Genomic DNA, 20,615 nt, shown 5'->3' on the forward strand with positions numbered 1-20,615 from the left:
TCTATCGCCAAGTGGTAAGGCAACGGGTTTTGATCCCGTCATTCCCTGGTTCGAATCCAGGTAGACCTGCCATATTCATCTCTCGATAAAAATCTTTATAAGCTATCTAACAGCCAACTAGAGATCATTCCGTCGTAAAAATCATCATAATTTAGTCATAGGTCGTACTCGTATAGTGACAGATCCTCTGGATATAATATTTATAAGTAACTGAAATACCGTCCCATTTGCAAAAATATTTACAACATAAAAAATCCAGCGAATGCTGGATTTTTACTTAAAGTCATGACTTCCTATTTTGCTAATACATCACTTTCTTAGCCTAGAAGCCCCAACGCTGAGTTGGGCGCTTGCTTTGCCTGAGCAAGAACAGAGCTCGATGCTTGAGTAAGGATCTGAGCTTTGGTCAGTGCAGTTGTTTCTTTAGCAAAATCGGTATCTTTGATTCGGCTCTTAGAAGCATTCACATTTTCGTTAATGTTATCTAAGTTACTAATCGCATGACCGAAACGGTTTTGGAAAGCACCTAACTCTGCACGATGGCTATCTACAAACTGCAGTGCAGTATCTACAATGGCAACCGCTTCTTGAGCTCCAGCTACAGAGGTAATATCAATAGTATCAACAGTCACTGCCTCGGCTGCGCCAAAGTTGAGTTCACCAGCCAATGAGCCTCCAAAGGTAAGGTTACCATCAACTTTATTGTTACCTGCAAAAATCTGGATATTGCCATTGTCTCCTACAGAGGCTTTGACCATGTCGTTTTGACCATTGATATAAGTGGCCAGCTCTTCAATGTCATCACCTTCTTTTGCATTGATGGTAATGGTTTGCGCATCACCAAAGACGTCGGTAAAAGAGATAGTGAGCTCATTTGCTGCAGCATCCACTCCCCAATCTTTGTCCTTTGCGTCAGCCGCCACATACATGCTTCCGCCCATCAGCGCGTTGTCACTACGTAGATTTTCAAGCGTTAACATGACCGCTTCACCATTATCAGCACCGATCTGGAAAGATCGAGTCGCGTAGGTACCATTGAGTAGTTTATTGCCACCAAAAGATGTCGTCTCCGCAATACGGTTCAACTCATCATTTAGTGCCGTAACCTCCTCTTGAAGTGCAATACGCTCAGACTTAGAGTTTGAACCGTTTGCAGATTGTAAGGAGAGATCGCGCATCCGCTGCAGAATGTTCGTGGTTTCATTCATTGCACCTTCTGCTGTTTGCGTGATGGATATACCATCATTGGCATTTCGTACCGCGACATCTAGCCCCCGACTTTGCGAAGCTAAGCGATTTGAAATCTGCATACCCGCTGCGTCATCCTTAGCGCTGTTAATTTTAAACCCTGAGGACAAGCGTTCCATCGAGGTTTGTTGGGCTGCCGACGCGCTATTTAAATAGCGTTGTGCTGTCATTGCCGCAACGTTAGTGTTTACATTAACCGCCATAGTGGTTACTCCTATTGATTTTCCGTAGACCGGAAGTTTCGAAAGGTTTCCGACGTCTCGGTAAACCAAGTTCTCTCAAAGTACCCTTATTAGCGACGCAGAAATAATTTACTTTAGGACAAAATATAAAATTCCTTTATGTGAGCTAGGAAAACATAAATAGATTGATCGGGCTTGCAAATATTGAATCGTGAGCTAAAGATTTTGAGTTCTTGGTCGGTAGGTCCAAATGTCTATTGGGAGACTAATCCAGTTGAGATGCATTTAACTTATTGAATAAAAAGAAAAGCCCCTTTTCCTTTGAGAGAACCGGGGCTATTTTGGTTGCCATTTGGAGATCGAGAGAAATGATCACAGCCTGGCTTCCGTATGCATAGACTTGAAGTAAAAGAGCGAGTGTGAGAGAGCCCTATATACCAAGAGGTCTATGCTTGCCGGAACATCTTCACTAACCCACGTCTGGGTACTGCTAGTGAAGATATCCACTACTACTGCAATAACGAGATTGCAGAGTTTGGCAACTGTTTTGCCTGAGCAAGTATTGACGTACCTGCCTGTTGCAATATTTGTGCTTTGGTTAATGCTGTTGTCTCTTTAGCAAAGTCGGTATCTTTGATTCGGCTATTAGATGCTGCCACATTTTCTTGAATATTTGCCAAGTTATTGATGCTATGGCTCAAACGGTTTTGCTTCGCACCTAAATCAGCTCGTTGGGAATCAATATATCTAAGAGCTGCATCGACAATACCTACTGCATTTTGCGCACCACCAGCTGTTCTTACATCAATATCTCTTACTGTTGTGAGCTCACCTGGACCTCCATTGAGGCCAAGTTCGCTAGCAAGACCACCAGAAATATTTAAGTTCCCTTCTAGATTCGGCTCTGCGGCAAAAATCTGCAGCCTACCATCCTGATCAACGGATGCACTGAGCTTGTCTGTTTGACCATTGATGTAAGTCGCTAACTCTTCAATATCGTCACCCACTTTGGCAATAATATCTAAGGTAACCACCTCTCCCGCTTTAGTGGTGAATTCAAACTTGAGATCCCTTGCAGCAGCAGGGACACCCCAGTCTTTATTTTTCCCCTTATCCAGCTCCGAGATAAAAGATTGGCCGCCCATGCGTGGTTCATCTGCTCGAACACTGGTCAATCCCATGATAATGGCCTCACCAGAGCTAGCACCAATTTGGAAAGCTGACTCCCCAAATGATCCATTCAGAAGCTTACGTCCACCAAAGGAAGTGGTTTCAGCGATTCGGTTCAACTCATCTTGTAACGCGACCACTTCTTCATTCAGAGCCTGACGCTCTGAACGAGAGTTCGTGCCATTGGCCGATTGAAGCGACAAGTCGCGAATACGTTGCAAGATCAAGGTCGACTCGTTCATCGCACCTTCTGCCGTCTGAGCAATAGAAATACCATCGTTAGCGTTACGCATCGCAACATCCAGACCGCGACTTTGTGCCGTCAAACGGTTAGAAATCTGTAGGCCGGCCGCATCATCTTTTGCACTGTTTATTCTGTGCCCAGATGAAAGTCTTTCCATCGAGGTATTCAAATCATCGGTCGATTTGGTTAAGTAACGCTGGGCAGTCATTGCCGACACGTTGGTATTTACATTAATGGTCATACTCTGCTCTCCTATTGAGTTCGCAAGTGCTTGCGAAGCGGCCAGCTTAATCTCAGTTGGAAGCACTGACCGTAGATGACTTGCTAAGTAGGTCACACCTACTTAAAACCTGCTAGTTAAACTCTTGATTACAAGAATACAAGTAGTGTGCCAACTTTATACAATCAATAGAAAAATGATTTTCATATATGTTTTCAGTATCTTACCAGCTTACCATCGAGTTGATTTTCCCATGTGGTTTGCCGATACCCCATAGCGGCAATCTCCTTGCCGCTTATTTGCCACTTAGTTGCCACTGTCTACCAACAATGTTCTGACCAAGAAGCAACATCTTACCTCGCACATACGGCAGAGCTCGTATGGCAATGAAGTTAGATGTAGTTAAATAGTGTGAGATCTTTTGTCTTACCAAATGCCTTGTGAGAGGCCTGAAGGGCGCGAGAGTTTTCATTAAACTCAATAACCGCATCAGCGTAATCGAGATCTTCAAAAGTACTCTTCGACTTAGCCAATGTGAGTTTAAAGTCTTCGTGCTGTTCTTCTTGAATATCCAAAGTATTCAGTCTGGCCCCTACATCGGTTCTAGCTTCATTAAGGTGAATAAACCCAGCGTGGAACTCTTCAGTAATCTGATGTAATTTGGCAGTATTCGAGGCGTCTGATACCGAGCCTTCCGACAACAACATGGCCTGCTTAAAAGTATCGAAGAGACTGTATGTTTTTCTTGGGACTAGGGTTATTGCATCGCCTTTGGTAATTTGTCCTTTAATTTGGATACTGACATCTTCAAACTTAATCCCTGTCGAAGGGTTAAAGACATCTGCGCTAATCACAGAGCCATCACGTTCGAGTTGGTAACCAAAATTACCATCAGGCATCTCAACAAAGGTGACTTTGTAAATGGATTGATCGTCGCGATTAAAGTTGTTGGCCCGTTCAAGTAACAGCTCAGATGCGTCATTTAGCTCATACTCAGGCTCAAAGTCACCTAATGGGTTGTCAATCTCCATAAAGAGTTTGCTGCCCGGATCGTTTATCGGTATCTCCAAGCTATTCGACACTTTCATTTTGCGTTGGTAATCGTCACCCGCGTAGGAAATATTTCCATCTCTATCACGAAAGAAAGGTTGATTCTTGGGTTTAGTCCCAGCGAAAATATAATTTCCTATTTCATCTTGAACGTTCGATAAATTAAGAAAATTGTTGGCAAGTTCCTGTAATTCACGTTGCTTAGCGATGCGATCTTCAGGTGACAAGGAACCGTTTATCATTTCCATAACCGTACGCTTAGCTTCATCAGCATATTGCTCTGCGTTAGCAATGATCACTTCATGGTGTTCTAGCCGATTACGGCTCAAGGTAATGGCATCCGTAAACTGACGTAGCTGCTCACTTTGCTGACCAATGTTTTGAATATAATGCGTTGCCAAAGGCTCATCACTGGCTGTTAATAGTTTCTTACCTGATGCAAGTTGAGCTTGATTGTGATGTATTTTTGATTCCTGACGGCGGATATCATTCTGAACGGCTTCATAATTGTGGAAGCTAGAAATTCGAGTCATCATTTATCTGCCTCCTATCTCAATGCCAATATAGTATTAAAAGTATCATTAGCAGCTTGCATGATACGTGACGATGCCATATATACTTGCTGGAATTTCATCATATTGGCGGCCTCTTCGTCGAGGTTCACGCCAGAAATAGACGCGATGCGTTCTTGAGCCGACTCTTTTTCCAACCGAGATACATCTGTAAGACGCGATGCGGTCGACATCTGCAGGCCAACATCGGTATTCAAATTATGGTAAAGATCTAAAACCGTAGATTCACCATCATTTAAGTGTTTTTTGGTCTGAATATCTTGCATGTTTAACAAGTTGCCATTGTCACCTTCTGATGGGACAAGGTTTGCCGTAAACTTGTCATTAGGCAGTGCCCCTGGTGTAATAGCAAACGAGGTGCCAAGAACAGTGACCGGACCTGACGGTGGATAAGCCTGAGGTGGCAAAAGAATGTTGCCATCTGTGTCTGTCACCGCAAACTGTTGCCCATTGGGTGAAATTATCACCTCAAACTCGCGTAAATCACCAGCGTTAACAATGAAGAATTCTGCGCTACCTTGAGCAAAAGTCGTCGATGCCTCATAGCTTTGTGCTGCAATTTCTGAAGGATCATTCGTTTCCATTTTAATTTGTGCAGCGGCACTTCGAGTCGGTCTTATCAGCACTCTTTCACCAGCTTGAAGGCCGTTCTTTATATCGATCCGAATACCATCTAGATAAATGGAATCACCAATCACGGGAACGATCGATTGCTGTCCGTTAGGTCGCGTAATGTAATAATCCCCCTCCGTGAATTGCAGAGAATATTCTCCTCCGATTAAGCGGCTGAGATCTTCGATGTAAACCTCGATATCTGCTGATGAATCTGATGATGTTACCACACGAGATTTAGCAACAACCTGCGAGTTAACATCGGTAAACATCAAACCACCAATATTGCCTCTTAAATCCAATCCTTGAGATTGAAGCTGGTTAACATCATGAGAGAAAGCCGTTGTCATTCTTCCTAGTTCATCCATAAGGTAAGGAATTTTTTCATCACGCATTGATAGCATCGCCCCAATCTTGCCATCAATATCTCTGGTCGTGATTGCTTTAATCCCCTTACCCTCGATCATGGCTAATCTACGCTGATGAACATCAGGGTACCCGTCAATCATGGTGAGTTGGCTCGCCTCTGTACCAGATACCAAAGTGTGGCCATTACCGATGTGAACGTTAAAGCCCTCAGCATTTTTCCTTGGCGTAACCGTAACCTTGGTATACTCGGAGAGTTCAGCGATCAGCTTCTCGTGGGTATCCATGAGATCATTGTGAGGGCCAGGAGTGCGCATCATCAAACGATGCATATCTCTGATTTCCAACGCTAACTGGTTTACCCGCTCAACGGCAAGATCCAGCTTTTTATTCGCTATATCCGACTGTAGACGCACAGTTTCATGAAAGTCATTAAGATTTTGAGTAATGAGATCGGCCTTTTCCAATACCACTTTTCGAGCACCAACATCATTTGGGCTATCGGCAAGCGACTTTACTGCATCAAACCACTCATTGAGATTTTCAGGTATTTTTTTCGAGGCCACGGAATCTAACATGCTAGACAACATTTCTAGATTTTCTTCATCGTCAACTTTGTTAGCATGATTCGTTGTAGAAAGGTTAAGCTCATTAACGGCAAACTGGTCCCAAGAGCGGCGAACATTGTCCACATGGACACCCATACCATAGGTTTGCCCACCATATTGGTGTGGCATGTTCGTGCCTTGTATTACCGACTGACGATTATATCCCTTTGTATTTACATTAGAGATATTGTGTCCAGTGGTATTAAGTTGTCTCTGAGCCGTAAGCACGCTTTGCGCACCAAGGTTCAGTAGATCAGATGCCATATCGCCCCCAGTAAAGCCTAATAAAAGCAGTACAACTGAATGTTCTAGTTAATTACCAGCAATATATATGCCAAGAGGTTAGATACGGGGTATGAGGGGTAAGTTTAAGGGAGACATGTAATGACTTACATCTGATCAATCTGAGCTTTTACTCTCAATACTTTATCAGCATATTCAGGATCAGTGGCGTAGCCGGCCTGATGAATACCTTGTATAAAACGCTCATCACTACCTTGATGTCGAAGCGCTGTGCTGTATCTTGGGTTTTCGTTCAAGAAACGAACATAATCACTAAAGCTATCTTCAAAACTGGCATATGATCTGAATGCAGCCTTTTCCTTAACTGGAATACCTTGGTGATATTCGAGTGTTTGCGTGGCAACCTTATCGCCTAGCCATTTTTTATCAGCTTTAATATTAAATAAATTATGGCTTGTTCCACGACTATTCCCGATCACTTTTTGTCCCCATCCGGTTTCGAGCGCAGCCTGAGCTAATATCAAAGAGGAATCCACTCCAAGAGCTTGCGCTGCTTTTTCAGCGTAAGGTTTCATTGTGTGGACAAACGATCGCGGTGAGTCAAAAGGTTCTGATGCAGGACTATCAGGTCTCGTCATTGTTCTGGGGGTCGAAACTTTTCCTGATTGGCGAATGCCATCAATTTTATTCATCATGGCTTCAAAATCGACTTCTCTAGCTTTAGCATTTTGATTTTCAATCGAGCCCGAAGATAACTGTGCAACAATCATGTCAGCCAAGCCTAATGACCCAGAAGAACTTAGCTCACTAGCCATCTGCTCATCCATCATTTGACGATAAAACTGCTGATTTTGGCTATCCATTAAGCCAGATTCAAAACCAGAATTGGCGTCTCTCATTGATTTGAGTAGCATAGAGGTAAAAATGGACTCAAACTGCTTTGCTGCGGCGCTCAAGGCTTCTTTTTCATTGGTGTCATCGCCATCAACCGCTTTTTGGCGCAGTTTGTCTAGACTTGCGATATCATGGATAAATCCAACATCTTTACCACTGTTAATCATACCGCCCCCTAAATAACGATCAGTTGCCCTTCAATGGCACCAGCTTGCTTTAATGCCTGTAAGATGGCCATTAAATCCGAGGGAGCAGCACCCACCTCGTTGACAGCTCGTACCAGCTCATCAAGAGTCAAACCTGGTTCAAATTTGAACATCTTTCCTTGCTTTTCTGTGACTTCGATTTCTGAGTCAGGTGTCACTACCGTCTCCCCACCACCAAATGCGTTAGGCTGACTGACGTTCAAGTTTTCTTTTATCGCCACTGTCATACCGCCATGGGTCACTGCAGCAGGCTTTAAGCGCACATGTTTACCCACCACTATCGTTCCAGTGCGTGAGTTAACGATTATCTTGGCAGCACCTTCGGCTGGATCAAACTCTAAGTTTTCAATCACCGAAAGAAATGAAACTCGCTGTGACACATCGCGTGGAGCTCGCACTTTAACCGATGTAGCATCAACCGCTTGCGCCATTTGAGGTCCTAAGAAATTATTGACGGCATCCGCCATACGCTGTGCTGTAGTAAAATCTGATTCGAGAAGATTGAATGTAATAAAATCACCACGACCAAAAGGTGAAGGCACTTCTCGTTCAACGATGGCACCATTAGATATCATGCCTGCGGTTGGGTTGTTTCCGACAATTTTTGAGCCATCCGCTCCCGTGGCACTAAAGCCACTAACAACAAGGTTGCCCTGTGCAACGGCATAAATTTGCCCGTCAACGCCTTTGAGCATAGTTTGCATTAGTGTCCCGCCCCGAAGACTCTTAGCAGCACCAATAGAAGTTACCGTAACATCAATCGTTTGCCCTTGCTTGGCAAAGGCGGCAAGCTCTGCAGTAACAATAACTGCCGCAACATTTTTGGATTTTGGTTTAGTGCCAGCAGGAAGCTGGATTCCAAAATTGTCTAACATGGCATTAAAGCTTTGGTCAGTAAAAGGCGTTGATTCCCCCGTTCCGGGTAATCCTGTTACCAAGCCATATCCAACCAGTTGGTTGGCTCGCACACCAGCCACTTGCGAGATATCTTTTATTCTTGCTGCGTTAGCTTGCGTTGCAACCATTGTCATGCTGGTTAACAGTAGTAGTAATATTTTCATCAGGTTACCTTTCACTCGATACCTCTACGTCAAAACATCGACGTCAGCAAAAACTATAATGCCACATTAAAGAATCGTGCCAAAAATCCAGGTTCTTGCATATCTTGTTGAGTCCCAGTGCCTGAGTACTGGATTCTAGCGTTGGAAATACGGTTTGACGCGATTGTATTTTCGTAAGAAATATCATCAGGCCGTATGGTGCCACTCAGCCTAATATACTCATCACCAGTATTAAGCGATAACCACTTTTCACCCCGAATAACCAGATTACCGTTAGCAAGTACCTCAATCACTTCAACTGTAATCGAACCAGATATACTGTTACTTTGATTCGCTGCAGCACTACCACTGAATGAGTTGTCATTACTTAAATTATAGGAGAAGTTATAATCTCCAATATTGAGTTGCTGACCACCGACTTCGAGCGGATCCATCGATGCATCGTTATTTTTGGAAAGATCGGCATCAGCACTTTTTGCCGCTTTAGTATTCTCATTCAAAGTAACAGTAATGATATCACCAACATCGCGAGGCTTAGAGTCATCATACAAGCTAGATGTGCGCGAGGTGTTAAATAAAGATCCCGTTTCAGCCGCGTAATGTTCTGGCTGATTTTTAGGGTGAATAGGAGCCCATGCGGGATCGCCAGCAACGGGATCGGTTCGGCCACGTAATGAATCTATAATGCCCGAGCTTTCATCCTCTGTCTTATCACCTTCAACCGCATCAACAGTGGTCGTTCCCTGAACAATATCAGAGGTTTCTATCGGGGCTTCCAACATAGAGCAACCTGATAGCACAGCCAGTAAAATAATCGTCAGTATTCGGCTCATAAAAAACTCCTTATTGCCCCTGCGTTACAATTGCTGGTTAACAAAGCCCATCATTTTGTCGACCGCCGAAATGACTTTAGAGTTCATCTCATAGACTCGCTGCGCTTCAATCATATTCACCAGCTCTTCTGTCACATTGACATTGGAGGTTTCGAGCATAGATTGACGAATATCACCGAAACCATCAAAACCAGGAACCCCTTCTTGCGGATCACCACTCGCTCCCGTTGGCAGATATAAGTTCTGACCAATCGGCTCAAGTCCACCAGGGTTAATAAAGTCAACCGTCGTTATTTGCCCAAGCACTTGGTTTTCTTGCTGTCCACGTATACGAACAGACACCTCACCATCAGTACCAACAGTAATACTGATTGCATCTTCGGGAATGGCAATTTCAGGATCTAATGGGTAGCCAGCTCCCGAGGTAACAATGACACCTTCGTCATTGACCGTAAACTGGCCATTGCGACTGTATCCAATGTTGCCATCTGGCATCAATATCTGGAAAAAGCCATCGCCTTCGATCATCATATCTAAGCTATTGTTTGTCGTTTGTGTGTTGCCCTGAGTATGAACTTTTTGTGTGGCCACCACCTTGGAACCAGCTCCAAGCATCAAACCACTTGGTAGCTCAGTATTTTGTGAAGACTGCCCACCAGGCTGATTAATGTTTTGATAGAACAAATCTTCAAATACAGCTCGGCTCTTTTTGTAACCAACGGTTGAAGCATTGGCCAAGTTGTTTGAAATTGTTTGTATATTAGTTTGCTGAGCGTCTAAGCCAGTCTTACTTACCCATAATGCCGGATGCATATCTCTCTCCTAATCCTTTGGTTAGCTCATACGAAGCAAAGTATCTGAGGCTTTGTCCATATCTTCCGCTGTACTCATCATTTTGACCTGCATTTCAAACTGACGTTGTAAGTCAATTAGGTTGGTCATTTCCCCGATAGCGTTAACATTGCTGCCTTCCAACGCGCCCGTCAGCAGCTTGACATTGGCATCCATTTCATATTCCGCATTTGGGTCCTTAGCACGAAATATTCCATTCACATCCTTGTATAGTGATCGGTTATCGGTGCCGGTTAGCTTAATTCTATCGACAATTTCAATTGCGTCTGCCGGCGCTCCTTGAGGCACAACGGATATAGTGCCGTCACTGCCAACTTCAATTTTGCTAACAGGGATGGGAACAGTAATTGGAGCACCTGTCTCACCTAACACTAAATTGCCATCTCCCGTGGTGAGCAAACCATTAACGTCGATATTCATATTGCCGTTTCGAGTCAATCCTTCTTTGCCCATACTATCTAAGACAGCAATCCAGCCTTGATCTTGAATGGTAACGTCTAAATCTCGACCTGTAGTAATGACGCTACCTTGCTGAAAATTATGTCCAGGTCGCTCTGTCATACTAAAGACTCGACTTGGCATACCTTGGCCATACGCTTGCATGGACCGAGCTTGAGCTAAATCGGCTCGAAAGCCTGTTGTACTGACATTTGCCAAGTTATTGGCTCTAAGCTGCATAGCTTGCATATTCTGCTTAGCGCCGCTCATGGCAAGAAACAATGCACGATCCATAATTTGCTCCAACAATCATAACTAAATTTGTAAAAGCAAATTTAGTGCCATGATTTTAAGGCAATACAATCAATGAATTAACACATTTTTATGGGAATAATAACGCGGGATATGAAGAAACTTGCCGTAGGTGGCAAACTAGCAAGCTGATGGTTGCCATCCGCTTGCTAGTTAGTGAGCTATGATAGTTTTTCCACTCTGTCACATCGCGTTAGCGAATCTGTAGAATGTTTTGCTGTGTTTGGTTATGGACTTCCAAAGAACGAGAGTTAGCTTGGAAGTTTCTTTGAGCCGTTATCAGGTCAACAAGCTCCTGAGTCATATCAATATTGGATTGTTCTAGTGTTCCGCTAGAGATACTACCAAACGAACCTTTATTTGACTCACCCCAGATTTTAGCACCAGAAAACTGAGTAGCATCCCACTGAGTACTGCCCTTTTTATCTAAGCCTTGCTCGTTGGCAACTCGGACTAGGGCAACGCGTCCTAAAGTGATATTCTGTCCATTCGAATATGTACCCAGTACACTGCCATTTTCGTCAAAGTCCACTTTGGTCAAAAAGCCCGTTGTCGCGCCATCCTCATCAAATTTCGTCAATTCAAATGGAGCGGCAAATTGAGTGGCGTCTTTTAGTCCAAAGGCTAAGATTTGAGTTTCATCGGCACCATTTAAGTTAACTGGATTCGCCCCTGTTCCCAATGGCTCCGTGACTATATCCTGACCATTGTTTAGACTCGCCAAGGTACCATCGTTATTGAATTTCAGTGTATGTCCGATCTGGCCTGTCGGAGAGGTTGTATCTCCACCAACAATATTGATCGGTTTTTCTCCATCTTTATCAGTAATGGTATAGTAAGTCAGCCATGTATTGGGCTGGGTAGCATCTTTAAGGTAATAAGACGTCAGTTTATAAGTCTGTCCCATCGAGTCATAGATAGACGACGACGTAGAACGGTTATACGTCTCTGGATCTGTAATATCAAATAAAGCAGGATCCTTTAAAGGAGCACCAGCAGGTAAATTAAAACCAACTTCTATATTCGATGTTTGCTTAGGTTTACCGAACTCTTTGGGAATATTGATGGGAGACGCCTCATAAGACAATACATCACCCGTATCTTTATTTACTTGATAACCAAGCAAAAATTCATCATTTGCTGTGACCATATAATTGTTCTTATTCAAATGAAAAGAACCATTTCGTGTCAGTTCATTTGCAGAAGGTTGTAGGCGATCTTTAGCAACAGAGAAAAAACCCGTCCCAGAAATTCTCAGATCCATTGGGTTATTAGTATAAATACTCGACCCTTCATGAAATTGCTGAGCGACTTTCGATGCCTGAACACCTTGACCTGGTGTCGTTTTCGCATGTGTGAACAATGAATTCGAATACACATCTCCAAATTCCGCACGAGACTCTTTAAAGCCATAGGTTGCGGCGTTGGCAATGTTATTACTGGTTGTATTCAGATCTAACTGAGCAGCGGATAAACCGCTTAATGCAACATAAGACATTCCAAATCTCCTATCTAGCTAGCGCAATTACGCCTTTCCAACTTCTAGTACTTCAGCAAGTCGAACTGGCGATTCAAAGCCAGCCAGATTGAGTAGTACGTTACCATCACCTTTTCCAAGCAGCACGCTATTTACATTAGCGTAAGTCGAAACCTCGAACTCGTTTGCCCGCCCGTCCAACAAACCCGATGCTTTCACATTGTATTTGCCAGCCGGCAATGGATTACCGTTTTGATCTTTGCCATCCCAAACAACGCGACTATCACCACCTGGTTTCGAACCCACGTCAAAGGTACGGATCAATTGCCCCATTTGGTTTTCCACTCTAACCATCAAATTGTCAACAGCTTGAGGGAGTTTGACCATGGCAGCCATGGGACCATCATCAGTTTTTACTCCTGTTGAGCCAGAGATAAGCACATCTCGACCTACCAGTGATGATGCCTGAAGCGCTTGGTTAGATGTCATTGATGTATTCAGTGTTTCAAACTGATTGTTCATTTTACCAATGCCATCTACCGTGGCGAACGACGCCATTTGAGCAATCATTTGGTCGTTGCTAACCGGCTTAAACGGATCTTGCTGAGAAAGCTGCTTAGTGAGTAACGATAAGAAATCTTCTTGCTTAAGATCCTGCTTACCCGTTGTCTCATCTGGTTTGCTTTTATCTTGAAGCTGTTTAAGCTGGTCAACATAGGACAAGCCACTTTGACCAACATTATTATTAATGCCCTCGGCCATATGTTACCTCCTATCCTTATTGACCCATCTGCAGCGTACGCAGCAGCATTTGTTTACTTGCATCCGCTACCTGTACGTTCGTTTGGTATGAACGAGAAGCAGATATCATATTTGCCATTTCTTCCATCACATTAACATTGGGTTTATAAATATAACCATCGTCATTAGCGAGAGGGTGTTCTGGGTTATACTCGGCATCCAGCGGTTTGTTACTTTCAACAATACCTAATACTTGCACTGGCACCGTGTGTTCACGCCCATATTTGGCTTTACTTAACTCAGCCCCGAATACAGCATGTCGGGCTTTATATGTATCTTTGGCCGAACTCGACACACTATCAGCGTTCGCCAGATTACTTGAGGTAGTATTTAGACGAACAGACTCAGCACTCATTGCAGAACCCGTCACATTGAATACATTAAATAAGCTCATCTACTTACTCCCCTTTAATTGCCTTAGTTAAATTTCTGAATTTACTGCCTAAAAAATCCAGAGAGGCTTGGTGCCTAATTTGATTTTGCATAAATAAGTTACGCTCTAAATCAACGTCTACCGTGTTTCCATCACCAGTATCTGGTTGGGTAGGAAGTCGGTACAACATTTCCCCTGTTACTTGAGTAGAGGCAGGAATATGCCGACCATCAGTGCGGCTAAGTCCAATGCTTGCCTCTGATGTTGCCGCCTGCAATGCACGTTGAAAGTCCATACCTTTCGATTTAAAGCCAGGAGTATTGGCTTGAGCAATGTTGGTAGATATCACCTCTGCATTGCGAGAGCGCACGCCCACCGTATATTGATGGATACCTAATGCATTGTCGAAAGATATAGCCATGTTAACCTCTACAAAAAAGAACTGACCGATACTATTACAAGTAAAAGCAATTAATGTACCAACTTTTAAATCACCCAAGCTTACTTGTTAATATTTTTAGCAGCAATTTATGAGCCAAATTTCAGCACCAAAAACTAAAAAACCTGAGTCCGATGTGAGTATCGAAATCAGGTCTTACAAGCCGCTAAACCGAAATGTCCAACTTTATGGGTCAATTCATCATGCTGGGCATCTTCGTGTACCGAGAGCACTACTTAAGTTTGTATATGATACCTGGGTTACAACGTACCATTTCAAAACAGTCGGTCAACCCAGTTAAAGATTCTGAAGCTCCTAACAGTAAATATCCACCAGGATTTAGGCTATTGGCCATTTGATTCAACACTTGTGATTTCATCTCTGGAGAAAAATATATGAGAACATTGCGGCAAAAAATAATGTCAAACTTCCCAAGTAATGAATAGCTTTCCATAAGGTTTTGAGGGCGAAAGTTTACCAAACGCTTGACATTGTCCTTAACTTTCATCCGACCATCACCAGCGTCCTCAAAAAAGTTTTTCCGCCGTTCAGGTGATAATCCTCGTCCCAATGCTAAGTTATCGTATATCCCAGCTCGACACATATCCAGCATGCTGGCTGATATGTCGGTTGCCGTAACGGAAACATTAGGCAGTAGACCGGGCTTACGCTGCTGCGTTTCAAGAATCGTCATTGCCATTGAGTAGGGCTCTTGTCCGGAAGAACTGGCTGCTGACCATATTTTAATCGGTCTCTTATTTTCAGCAGCTTCTGGCAATAGCTTATTGGCGAGAACTTCAAAAGGATATGTGTCACGAAACCACAAAGTTTCGTTAGTTGTCATCGCATCTACAGCGGCTACCCTGAGATCTCGGTTGCGACCTGACACCACATCTTTCAGTAAGTCTGACAAAGAACTTAGATTAAACTTGGTCACTAAAGGACTAAGGCGACTTCTTACTAGATATTGTTTGCTGTCCCCCAACACGATACCACATTGAGACTCTAGGAAGCGGCTGAAATCGCGATATTCTTGATCGCTTATAGTTATTGCTGTCATTTATTTCTCTTTAGTCAGTAAGCGCAGTTTTCACCGCATTACCAAGCTCATCGGGGTTAAATTTTGCAATGAAAGCATTGGCGCCAACACGTTCAACCATAGCTTGGTTAAAAACACCACTGAGTGATGAGTGAAGAATAACATACAAGTCCTTCAGATCCGGATTACGCCTCACTTCCGCAGTTAACGTATAGCCATCCATTTCCGGCATCTCAATATCTGAAATGACTAATGAAATCTGTTCGTAAATACTACCTTCTGCAGCCATCTCGACCAGTTTTTCGTACGCTTCCTTACCATCTTTAGCCGAAACAACTTCAAACCCAATTGACATTACTGCCCGCTCGACCTGTTTACGAGCAACTGTTGAGTCATCCGCTACAAGTATACGACGAACGACTTCTTTATCCGACTGTGCCTGAGCAATTTCGTCTCCAATAGACGAGTCCATTGTCTCATCAATTGGCGCAATCTCCATAAGAATTTTCTCGACATCGAGTATTTCTACAAGTTCATTGTCGATGTTTGTCACTGCTGTAAGATAGTTACCTTTACCTGAACCATCAGGTGGCGGCAAAATGGCCTCCCAATGCATGTTAATTATGCGCTCGACTGAAGCAACCAAAAACGCTTGAATGGTTCGGTTAAACTCAGCAATGACAACAAACGCTTTATCGACATCTTCAGTGGGTCGCCCGCCAATAGCAAGGCTCATGTCAATTACAGACACTGTTTGTCCTCGAATATGGGCGACACCTTTGACGAATTGATGCAAATTAGGCATTATCGTTAATGTCGGACACTGAAGTACTTCTTTTACTTTGAAGACGTTAATGCCATAACGTTGACGCCCCATCAAGCGGAATGTTAAAAGTTCCAATCGGTTTTGACCGACGAGTTGCGTACGCTGATTCACCGAATCAAGAATACCCGACATAAGCCCATCTCCATCTTAAACTTTCATGGTATACAATGATAGTCTACTAAAAGGCTAAGAAAACCAGAGAAGCAGAATGACATACCATAATTTACGTTTATGCTCATTATCCATAACTAAGTGTAGAGCTTTCTATAAAAATTTTTATACGTCTATCGCCTTTTTATTCTTTTTCTTTAGTTTTTCATCAACTTCAGCGACTTCTGAACAAGCAAATCTTATTCAGCAAGCTGCAGAGGAATACATTCTTTCAGCAGTAGAATGGCCAGTAGGTGGTACATTGGAAGCACAAGCGGCAAATATTGACCATCGAGTGTTTGCAACTGACTGCCCTAGTTCACTGAAAGCGTCCTCTTCGTCTACAAACCCTAGTGCAAGTAACATTACTGTACTAGTAGAGTGTAGTGAAGATAACTGGAAATTGTATATTCCTGTCAGACTCACTCGAACCGGCCCACAAGTAACCACGCTAGGCCCACTCAGTAGAGGCCAAATAATTTCACCGCAGGACGTCACAATTAATATGGTAGACTTGCAACGTGTAAGGCGGCAAGGCTTCTCAAACGTTGAAGATGTGATCGGGGCAAAAACAAAAAAAAATATTCGGTCCGGGGAAATATTAGAAAGCGACGATGTTTGCGTAGTGTGTCGTAATGAAACCGTCACTATTAAAGCAAATAAGTCTGGTATGACCATCACAACTAAGGGTACTGCACTCACAGATGGCGCACATGGTGATCAGATTAGAGTGAAAAATAATAAATCCAACCGTATAATTGAAGGTAGAGTGACTGGAATCGCCGAAGTAACCGTTATTTTTTGAACAATCAAAAAGTTCCTAAAGTTTCGCTCCTCGCGGTCGATATTGACAGTACAAGATTTCAAATACGAAAGGCTCAAACACATGGCAGGTATTGACAACATACGCTCTGGGCAGACAGTCACAACGTCTTCTAAGAGCACTGCACGTAAAGAAAATAGCGCCTCCGCAACTTCCGGATCTACAAAAAAGTCTGACGTTGCGCAAGACTCTGTATCTCTAAGCAAACAAGGTAAAGCGGTTGGCGAAATGCATTCTCAACTGGCAACCCAGCCAAGTTTTGACAAGGCTAAGGTTGCTGCGATTAAAGAAGCGATTGCAAACGGTTCGTACAGCGTTGACCCTCAGAAATTGGCAGATAACATGATCAAGTTCGAACAAGAACTTGGTGGGTTGGAGTAGTGAGATTCCACCATGGCTTCCTTGATCAGTTTACTCGACTTTCAATTACAAAATGCCCAAGGTCTTTCTGACATTCTTGAAAAAGAAAAGCTGGCGATTGCAACTCGAGTAGCAAAAGACATCGAGAAGCTGGCCACTGAAAAGTTATCTCTCATCAACAAACTACAACAGACTGATGAACGTATTGGACAACATCCTGATGTCGAGAGCCTAACATCAGACCCAGAGTTGAGCCCTTTGGTTGATAAAATCCGCGTTATCATTGGTGACTGCCAACAAGCTAATATAATAAATGGCGAAGCCCTGCAACGGGCCCAAATGAGCTTCAATAAGCTTAATAATCTTATGCAGCAAAGCCAAGGTAAGCTCGGGATGACATACACTGCCGATGGTCAAACCAAAAATGTGACGACATTAGGCACTAACATCAAGGCATAATAAAGTGGCAACATTGCCACCCTATTAGCACAAATGCATTAAAAGAAATTGAACATCAGAAGAGCGTTTGTTGACGCTTTTCAGGGACAACCTGAACTTCACCATAATCACGAAGCTTGTCCATTTTCTTGATATCAAGGCGTAACTCCGTAACATAACTGTCACCGACTTTATAACTGCGTACAACCTCAGCACCACGAATAACACCGTCAACAGCGCCAGATGTCAGTTCAGTCCCTAGACGTTGATCCTTTAAATCTGCTCTACCACTGACCCGCATACCATAGACTTGCTCAGCTAACTCTCGATATGCATCTATCTTAGAAGCGCGCATCGCCCTCACTTGACGCTCTTCATCGGTACGGCCTTTTTGTTCACTGATATTGGCATAGCCAACAGCAGTAAGCCAGTCATCAGCTCGCATATTTTGTAGAGGCTGGCAACCGACCATCAATAGTATTGCCGCCAGAAAAAATATCTTACTCATGACTACTCCCTATGGACGAAGAATAACGGTATATGGCTGCCTTATTGTAGGGTCAGAACGAATCAAAACACCATCTTCATCTCGGATACTGTTAAGTGTGTCTAAATCTCGGCCGATTCGATCTGCTGGCAAAAAGCCCTGTGCCGTCGCTACAACAATTCGAGACTGCATTCCCACCACTCGCGCATTAACTAAAACCCCACCTTCCTGGCGAAGCATAGTCCCCGTCAAGACGTATTGAATATCCTGCTCCTGAGCGAGATCTTTCCAGTCTCGACTGAAAGCAAAATCCCCTTGATTGGTCACTTGAATAGAGCCGGTAGTTTTATAGTCAACCACCTTAAACCCTCGGCGTTGAAATTGATGAATAAACCCTTCAGACACTGAGTTGCCCAGCCAGTTAGTGGCATCCATATTTTGCAAATCAACAAAGGATGTCACAGCAATTGGTGTCCTAGCGGATACACTCGTATTGGAAATCATCAAATCCTCAGTCATGCTCTCAACAAAAAAGTCAAGAGTATGACGCGGGCTTTCCATTAACATAAACTGAGAACCAGGGTAAGGCTCTTTACCATTATAAACTGGTGCATAGGCACAAGCGGTAAGAAATACCGCGGGCACAAGCGTTAGCCACTTTTTCATATTATAATCTCCGATACATTTTAGGCCCTAATCTGCACCACCCTATGTCTTGGATACCAAAGTGGAACATTCTTTGCTTTTCTATATCTGTTACAACTTAGAGCGGCAATGCCTAAATCAGCTAATCAAACAAATGCAAAAAATGAACCAGTTTGGAATATAAAGATGAAAAAGTCGTTTTTTAGAATAATTTCAGCTCTTTACCTAACAATCTATCCAGCCCTTGCTTGGAGTAGCTGGTATGAGGTGACAGGCACAGCAACGATAGTGGCATCTGAGGAAGTCGCGCGTATCCATGCCCTCGAAGACGCCATCTTTAAAGCGGTTAGCTTCTCTGGCGCTGACATAGGAAGTATTGCAAACCTAAGACCATTACTAGAAAGTGAACGCAAAGAATATCAATTAAGTAACACTGAAATACGTTATATTTTGGTTGATGAGCAAAAAGTTCGTAAAGGCGTGATGTTTGTTAAAGCACGCATCGACATTTACCCATCGGCAACAGCTTGCCATCTTAGTCAGTATAAGAAAACCTTCCTAGTCGGCAATATCGATCTGGCTTCTCCTAAACAAGCTGTTATGGGGCAAATCTATGATGTTGGTGATGATTTTGCGACAGTCATCAATAGGCAATTGAGTCAAGAGTCGAGCAATTTTGTCTCTGTGGGTACGACCGACTATGAAATTAGTAGACGTAACCCTGAACGACTAAAAATGATAGCCCAAGATACGGGAGCCCAATATATCATCGGCGGCGTCATTACCGATTTAACGGCAACGATAGAGCAGAAGTTACTAAAAGATGACATTATTAACCGTCAATTTGCACTAGAGATGACGGTATTCGACGGAAAAACGGGCAATAAAGTATACAACAAAAACTATCGCGAAGTCGCTCTATGGCCCTTTCCCAAAACAAGCCAAGTCGATACTAAAAGTGCACGATTTTGGGCATCAACCTATGGTGATATGATGCTAAGAGTGAGTCAGAATATTATGCTAGATCTCGAATCAGAGGTGTCATGCAAAATTACTCTGCCAGAAATTATCGCTAAATGGGATAATATGCTGACCATGGATCTTGGCCGAATACATGGTGTAAACCAAGGTGATAAACTGAAACTTTGGCATACAAGTTCATTTATCGATCAAAATGGGCTACCTCGTAATAAAGTGACCGAATCCAATATTACCCTAACAGTATCACGCGTATACGAGAATGAGGCAGAACTCACCGTTGATCAGCCAGAACTTGCCGGAAGTATCCAAATTGGTGACGTTATGCACAAGCTACTTTAAATCAGTCAGTTAAAACTTAACATTCTAAAAGAATGTAGTATGATGGCCCAAGGCTCCCGTGGCACAGCTGGATAGCGCGATCCCCTCCTAAGGGATAGGTCACAGGTTCGAATCCTGTCGGGAGCGCCATATTTAAACCAAAATGTTACGTCTAACTACACTTCTGGTATCTCCTTCATATTCTGTCAAAAAATATGCCGTCGATAAAAACAAACCCCTCACCATGCAGGAAAGGGGTATCAACAAAGTATGCGTCGGAATAAGGATAATTAACTTTAGCTCTATACCAAACAATTAGGTGTGGAGACTAACCACTGTCGCTTAGA

21 protein-coding genes and 1 tRNA gene are annotated in these 20,615 nt (G+C 43.3%); 5 read left to right on the forward strand and 17 right to left on the reverse strand.

Features of this window, described 5'->3' with window-relative positions; translation table 11 throughout:
* Positions 1–317 precede the first annotated feature (317 nt).
* The 15 genes from QQK21_RS02630 to QQK21_RS02700 form a co-directional block, all read right to left on the reverse strand.
* Positions 318–1,451, reverse strand: a complete 1,134-nt coding sequence (locus QQK21_RS02630; protein ID WP_284190644.1) for a flagellin — start codon at positions 1,449–1,451, stop codon at positions 318–320.
* Between the two features lie 488 nt (positions 1,452–1,939).
* Entirely contained in the window at positions 1,940–3,085 is a 1,146-nt protein-coding gene (locus tag QQK21_RS02635; protein WP_284190645.1) for a flagellin, read from the reverse strand.
* 371 nt (positions 3,086–3,456) lie between these two features.
* Positions 3,457–4,650 (reverse strand): flagellar hook-associated protein FlgL, encoded by a 1,194-nt coding sequence (gene flgL / locus QQK21_RS02640; RefSeq protein ID WP_284190646.1) that lies wholly within the window; start codon positions 4,648–4,650, stop codon positions 3,457–3,459.
* Positions 4,651–4,661: 11 nt separating this feature from the next.
* A complete protein-coding gene (gene flgK, locus QQK21_RS02645; RefSeq protein ID WP_284190647.1) occupies positions 4,662–6,536 on the reverse strand; it encodes a flagellar hook-associated protein FlgK in 1,875 nt (624 codons plus the stop codon).
* 125 nt (positions 6,537–6,661) lie between these two features.
* Positions 6,662–7,576: a flagellar assembly peptidoglycan hydrolase FlgJ gene (gene flgJ, locus QQK21_RS02650; RefSeq protein WP_284190648.1), complete on the reverse strand. Its 915-nt coding sequence runs from the start codon at positions 7,574–7,576 to the stop codon at positions 6,662–6,664.
* An 8-nt stretch (positions 7,577–7,584) separates the two neighbouring features.
* Entirely contained in the window at positions 7,585–8,676 is a 1,092-nt protein-coding gene (locus QQK21_RS02655; RefSeq protein ID WP_284190649.1) for a flagellar basal body P-ring protein FlgI, read from the reverse strand.
* Positions 8,677–8,729: 53 nt separating this feature from the next.
* A complete protein-coding gene (gene flgH, locus QQK21_RS02660; RefSeq protein ID WP_284190650.1) occupies positions 8,730–9,509 on the reverse strand; it encodes a flagellar basal body L-ring protein FlgH in 780 nt (259 codons plus the stop codon).
* A gap of 24 nt (positions 9,510–9,533) precedes the next feature.
* Positions 9,534–10,322, reverse strand: coding sequence for a flagellar basal-body rod protein FlgG (flgG, locus tag QQK21_RS02665; RefSeq protein ID WP_284190651.1), 789 nt, complete (start codon positions 10,320–10,322; stop codon positions 9,534–9,536).
* A 21-nt stretch (positions 10,323–10,343) separates the two neighbouring features.
* A complete protein-coding gene (locus QQK21_RS02670; protein WP_284190652.1) occupies positions 10,344–11,093 on the reverse strand; it encodes a flagellar basal body rod protein FlgF in 750 nt (249 codons plus the stop codon).
* A gap of 211 nt (positions 11,094–11,304) precedes the next feature.
* Positions 11,305–12,609, reverse strand: a complete 1,305-nt coding sequence (gene flgE / locus QQK21_RS02675; protein ID WP_284190653.1) for a flagellar hook protein FlgE — start codon at positions 12,607–12,609, stop codon at positions 11,305–11,307.
* Positions 12,610–12,636: 27 nt separating this feature from the next.
* Positions 12,637–13,350: a flagellar hook assembly protein FlgD gene (locus QQK21_RS02680; protein WP_284190654.1), complete on the reverse strand. Its 714-nt coding sequence runs from the start codon at positions 13,348–13,350 to the stop codon at positions 12,637–12,639.
* 16 nt (positions 13,351–13,366) lie between these two features.
* Positions 13,367–13,783, reverse strand: coding sequence for a flagellar basal body rod protein FlgC (gene flgC / locus QQK21_RS02685; protein ID WP_171361613.1), 417 nt, complete (start codon positions 13,781–13,783; stop codon positions 13,367–13,369).
* Positions 13,784–13,787: 4 nt separating this feature from the next.
* Complete coding sequence (gene flgB, locus QQK21_RS02690) at positions 13,788–14,183, reverse strand: flagellar basal body rod protein FlgB (RefSeq protein WP_284190655.1); 396 nt, start codon at positions 14,181–14,183, stop codon at positions 13,788–13,790.
* A gap of 250 nt (positions 14,184–14,433) precedes the next feature.
* A complete protein-coding gene (locus QQK21_RS02695) occupies positions 14,434–15,261 on the reverse strand; it encodes a CheR family methyltransferase (RefSeq protein ID WP_284190656.1) in 828 nt (275 codons plus the stop codon).
* 10 nt (positions 15,262–15,271) lie between these two features.
* The gene (locus tag QQK21_RS02700; protein ID WP_284190657.1) at positions 15,272–16,198 is read right to left on the reverse strand and encodes a chemotaxis protein CheV; all 927 of its coding nucleotides are present in this window, start codon (positions 16,196–16,198) and stop codon (positions 15,272–15,274) included.
* A gap of 76 nt (positions 16,199–16,274) precedes the next feature.
* Here QQK21_RS02700 and flgA point away from each other — a divergent pair, with 76 nt between their 5' ends.
* The 3 genes from flgA to QQK21_RS02715 all read left to right on the forward strand — a co-directional run bounded on the left by flgA (position 16,275) and on the right by QQK21_RS02715 (position 17,858).
* Positions 16,275–17,021, forward strand: a complete 747-nt coding sequence (flgA, locus tag QQK21_RS02705; RefSeq protein WP_284190658.1) for a flagellar basal body P-ring formation chaperone FlgA — start codon at positions 16,275–16,277, stop codon at positions 17,019–17,021.
* Positions 17,022–17,102: 81 nt separating this feature from the next.
* Positions 17,103–17,420 (forward strand): flagellar biosynthesis anti-sigma factor FlgM, encoded by a 318-nt coding sequence (flgM, locus tag QQK21_RS02710; protein WP_284190659.1) that lies wholly within the window; start codon positions 17,103–17,105, stop codon positions 17,418–17,420.
* A gap of 12 nt (positions 17,421–17,432) precedes the next feature.
* Positions 17,433–17,858, forward strand: a complete 426-nt coding sequence (locus QQK21_RS02715; RefSeq protein WP_284190660.1) for a flagella synthesis protein FlgN — start codon at positions 17,433–17,435, stop codon at positions 17,856–17,858.
* A gap of 55 nt (positions 17,859–17,913) precedes the next feature.
* Here QQK21_RS02715 and flgP read toward each other — a convergent pair whose 3' ends face one another.
* Both flgP and QQK21_RS02725 read right to left on the reverse strand, forming a co-directional pair.
* Positions 17,914–18,345 carry a flagellar assembly lipoprotein FlgP gene (gene flgP, locus QQK21_RS02720; RefSeq protein WP_284190661.1) on the reverse strand — a complete coding sequence of 144 codons (432 nt, stop codon included), beginning with the start codon at positions 18,343–18,345 and terminating at the stop codon, positions 17,914–17,916.
* Positions 18,346–18,354: 9 nt separating this feature from the next.
* A complete protein-coding gene (locus QQK21_RS02725) occupies positions 18,355–18,990 on the reverse strand; it encodes a FlgO family outer membrane protein (RefSeq protein ID WP_284190662.1) in 636 nt (211 codons plus the stop codon).
* Positions 18,991–19,155: 165 nt separating this feature from the next.
* Here QQK21_RS02725 and QQK21_RS02730 point away from each other — a divergent pair, with 165 nt between their 5' ends.
* Entirely contained in the window at positions 19,156–20,289 is a 1,134-nt protein-coding gene (locus QQK21_RS02730; RefSeq protein WP_284190663.1) for a flagellar assembly protein FlgT, read from the forward strand.
* A gap of 52 nt (positions 20,290–20,341) precedes the next feature.
* Positions 20,342–20,418: transfer RNA gene (locus QQK21_RS02735), tRNA-Arg, on the forward strand.
* Positions 20,419–20,615: the final 197 nt, after the last annotated feature.

The organism is Vibrio zhanjiangensis (genome assembly GCF_030161235.1).
Classification (GTDB): Bacteria; Pseudomonadota; Gammaproteobacteria; order Enterobacterales; family Vibrionaceae; genus Vibrio; species Vibrio zhanjiangensis.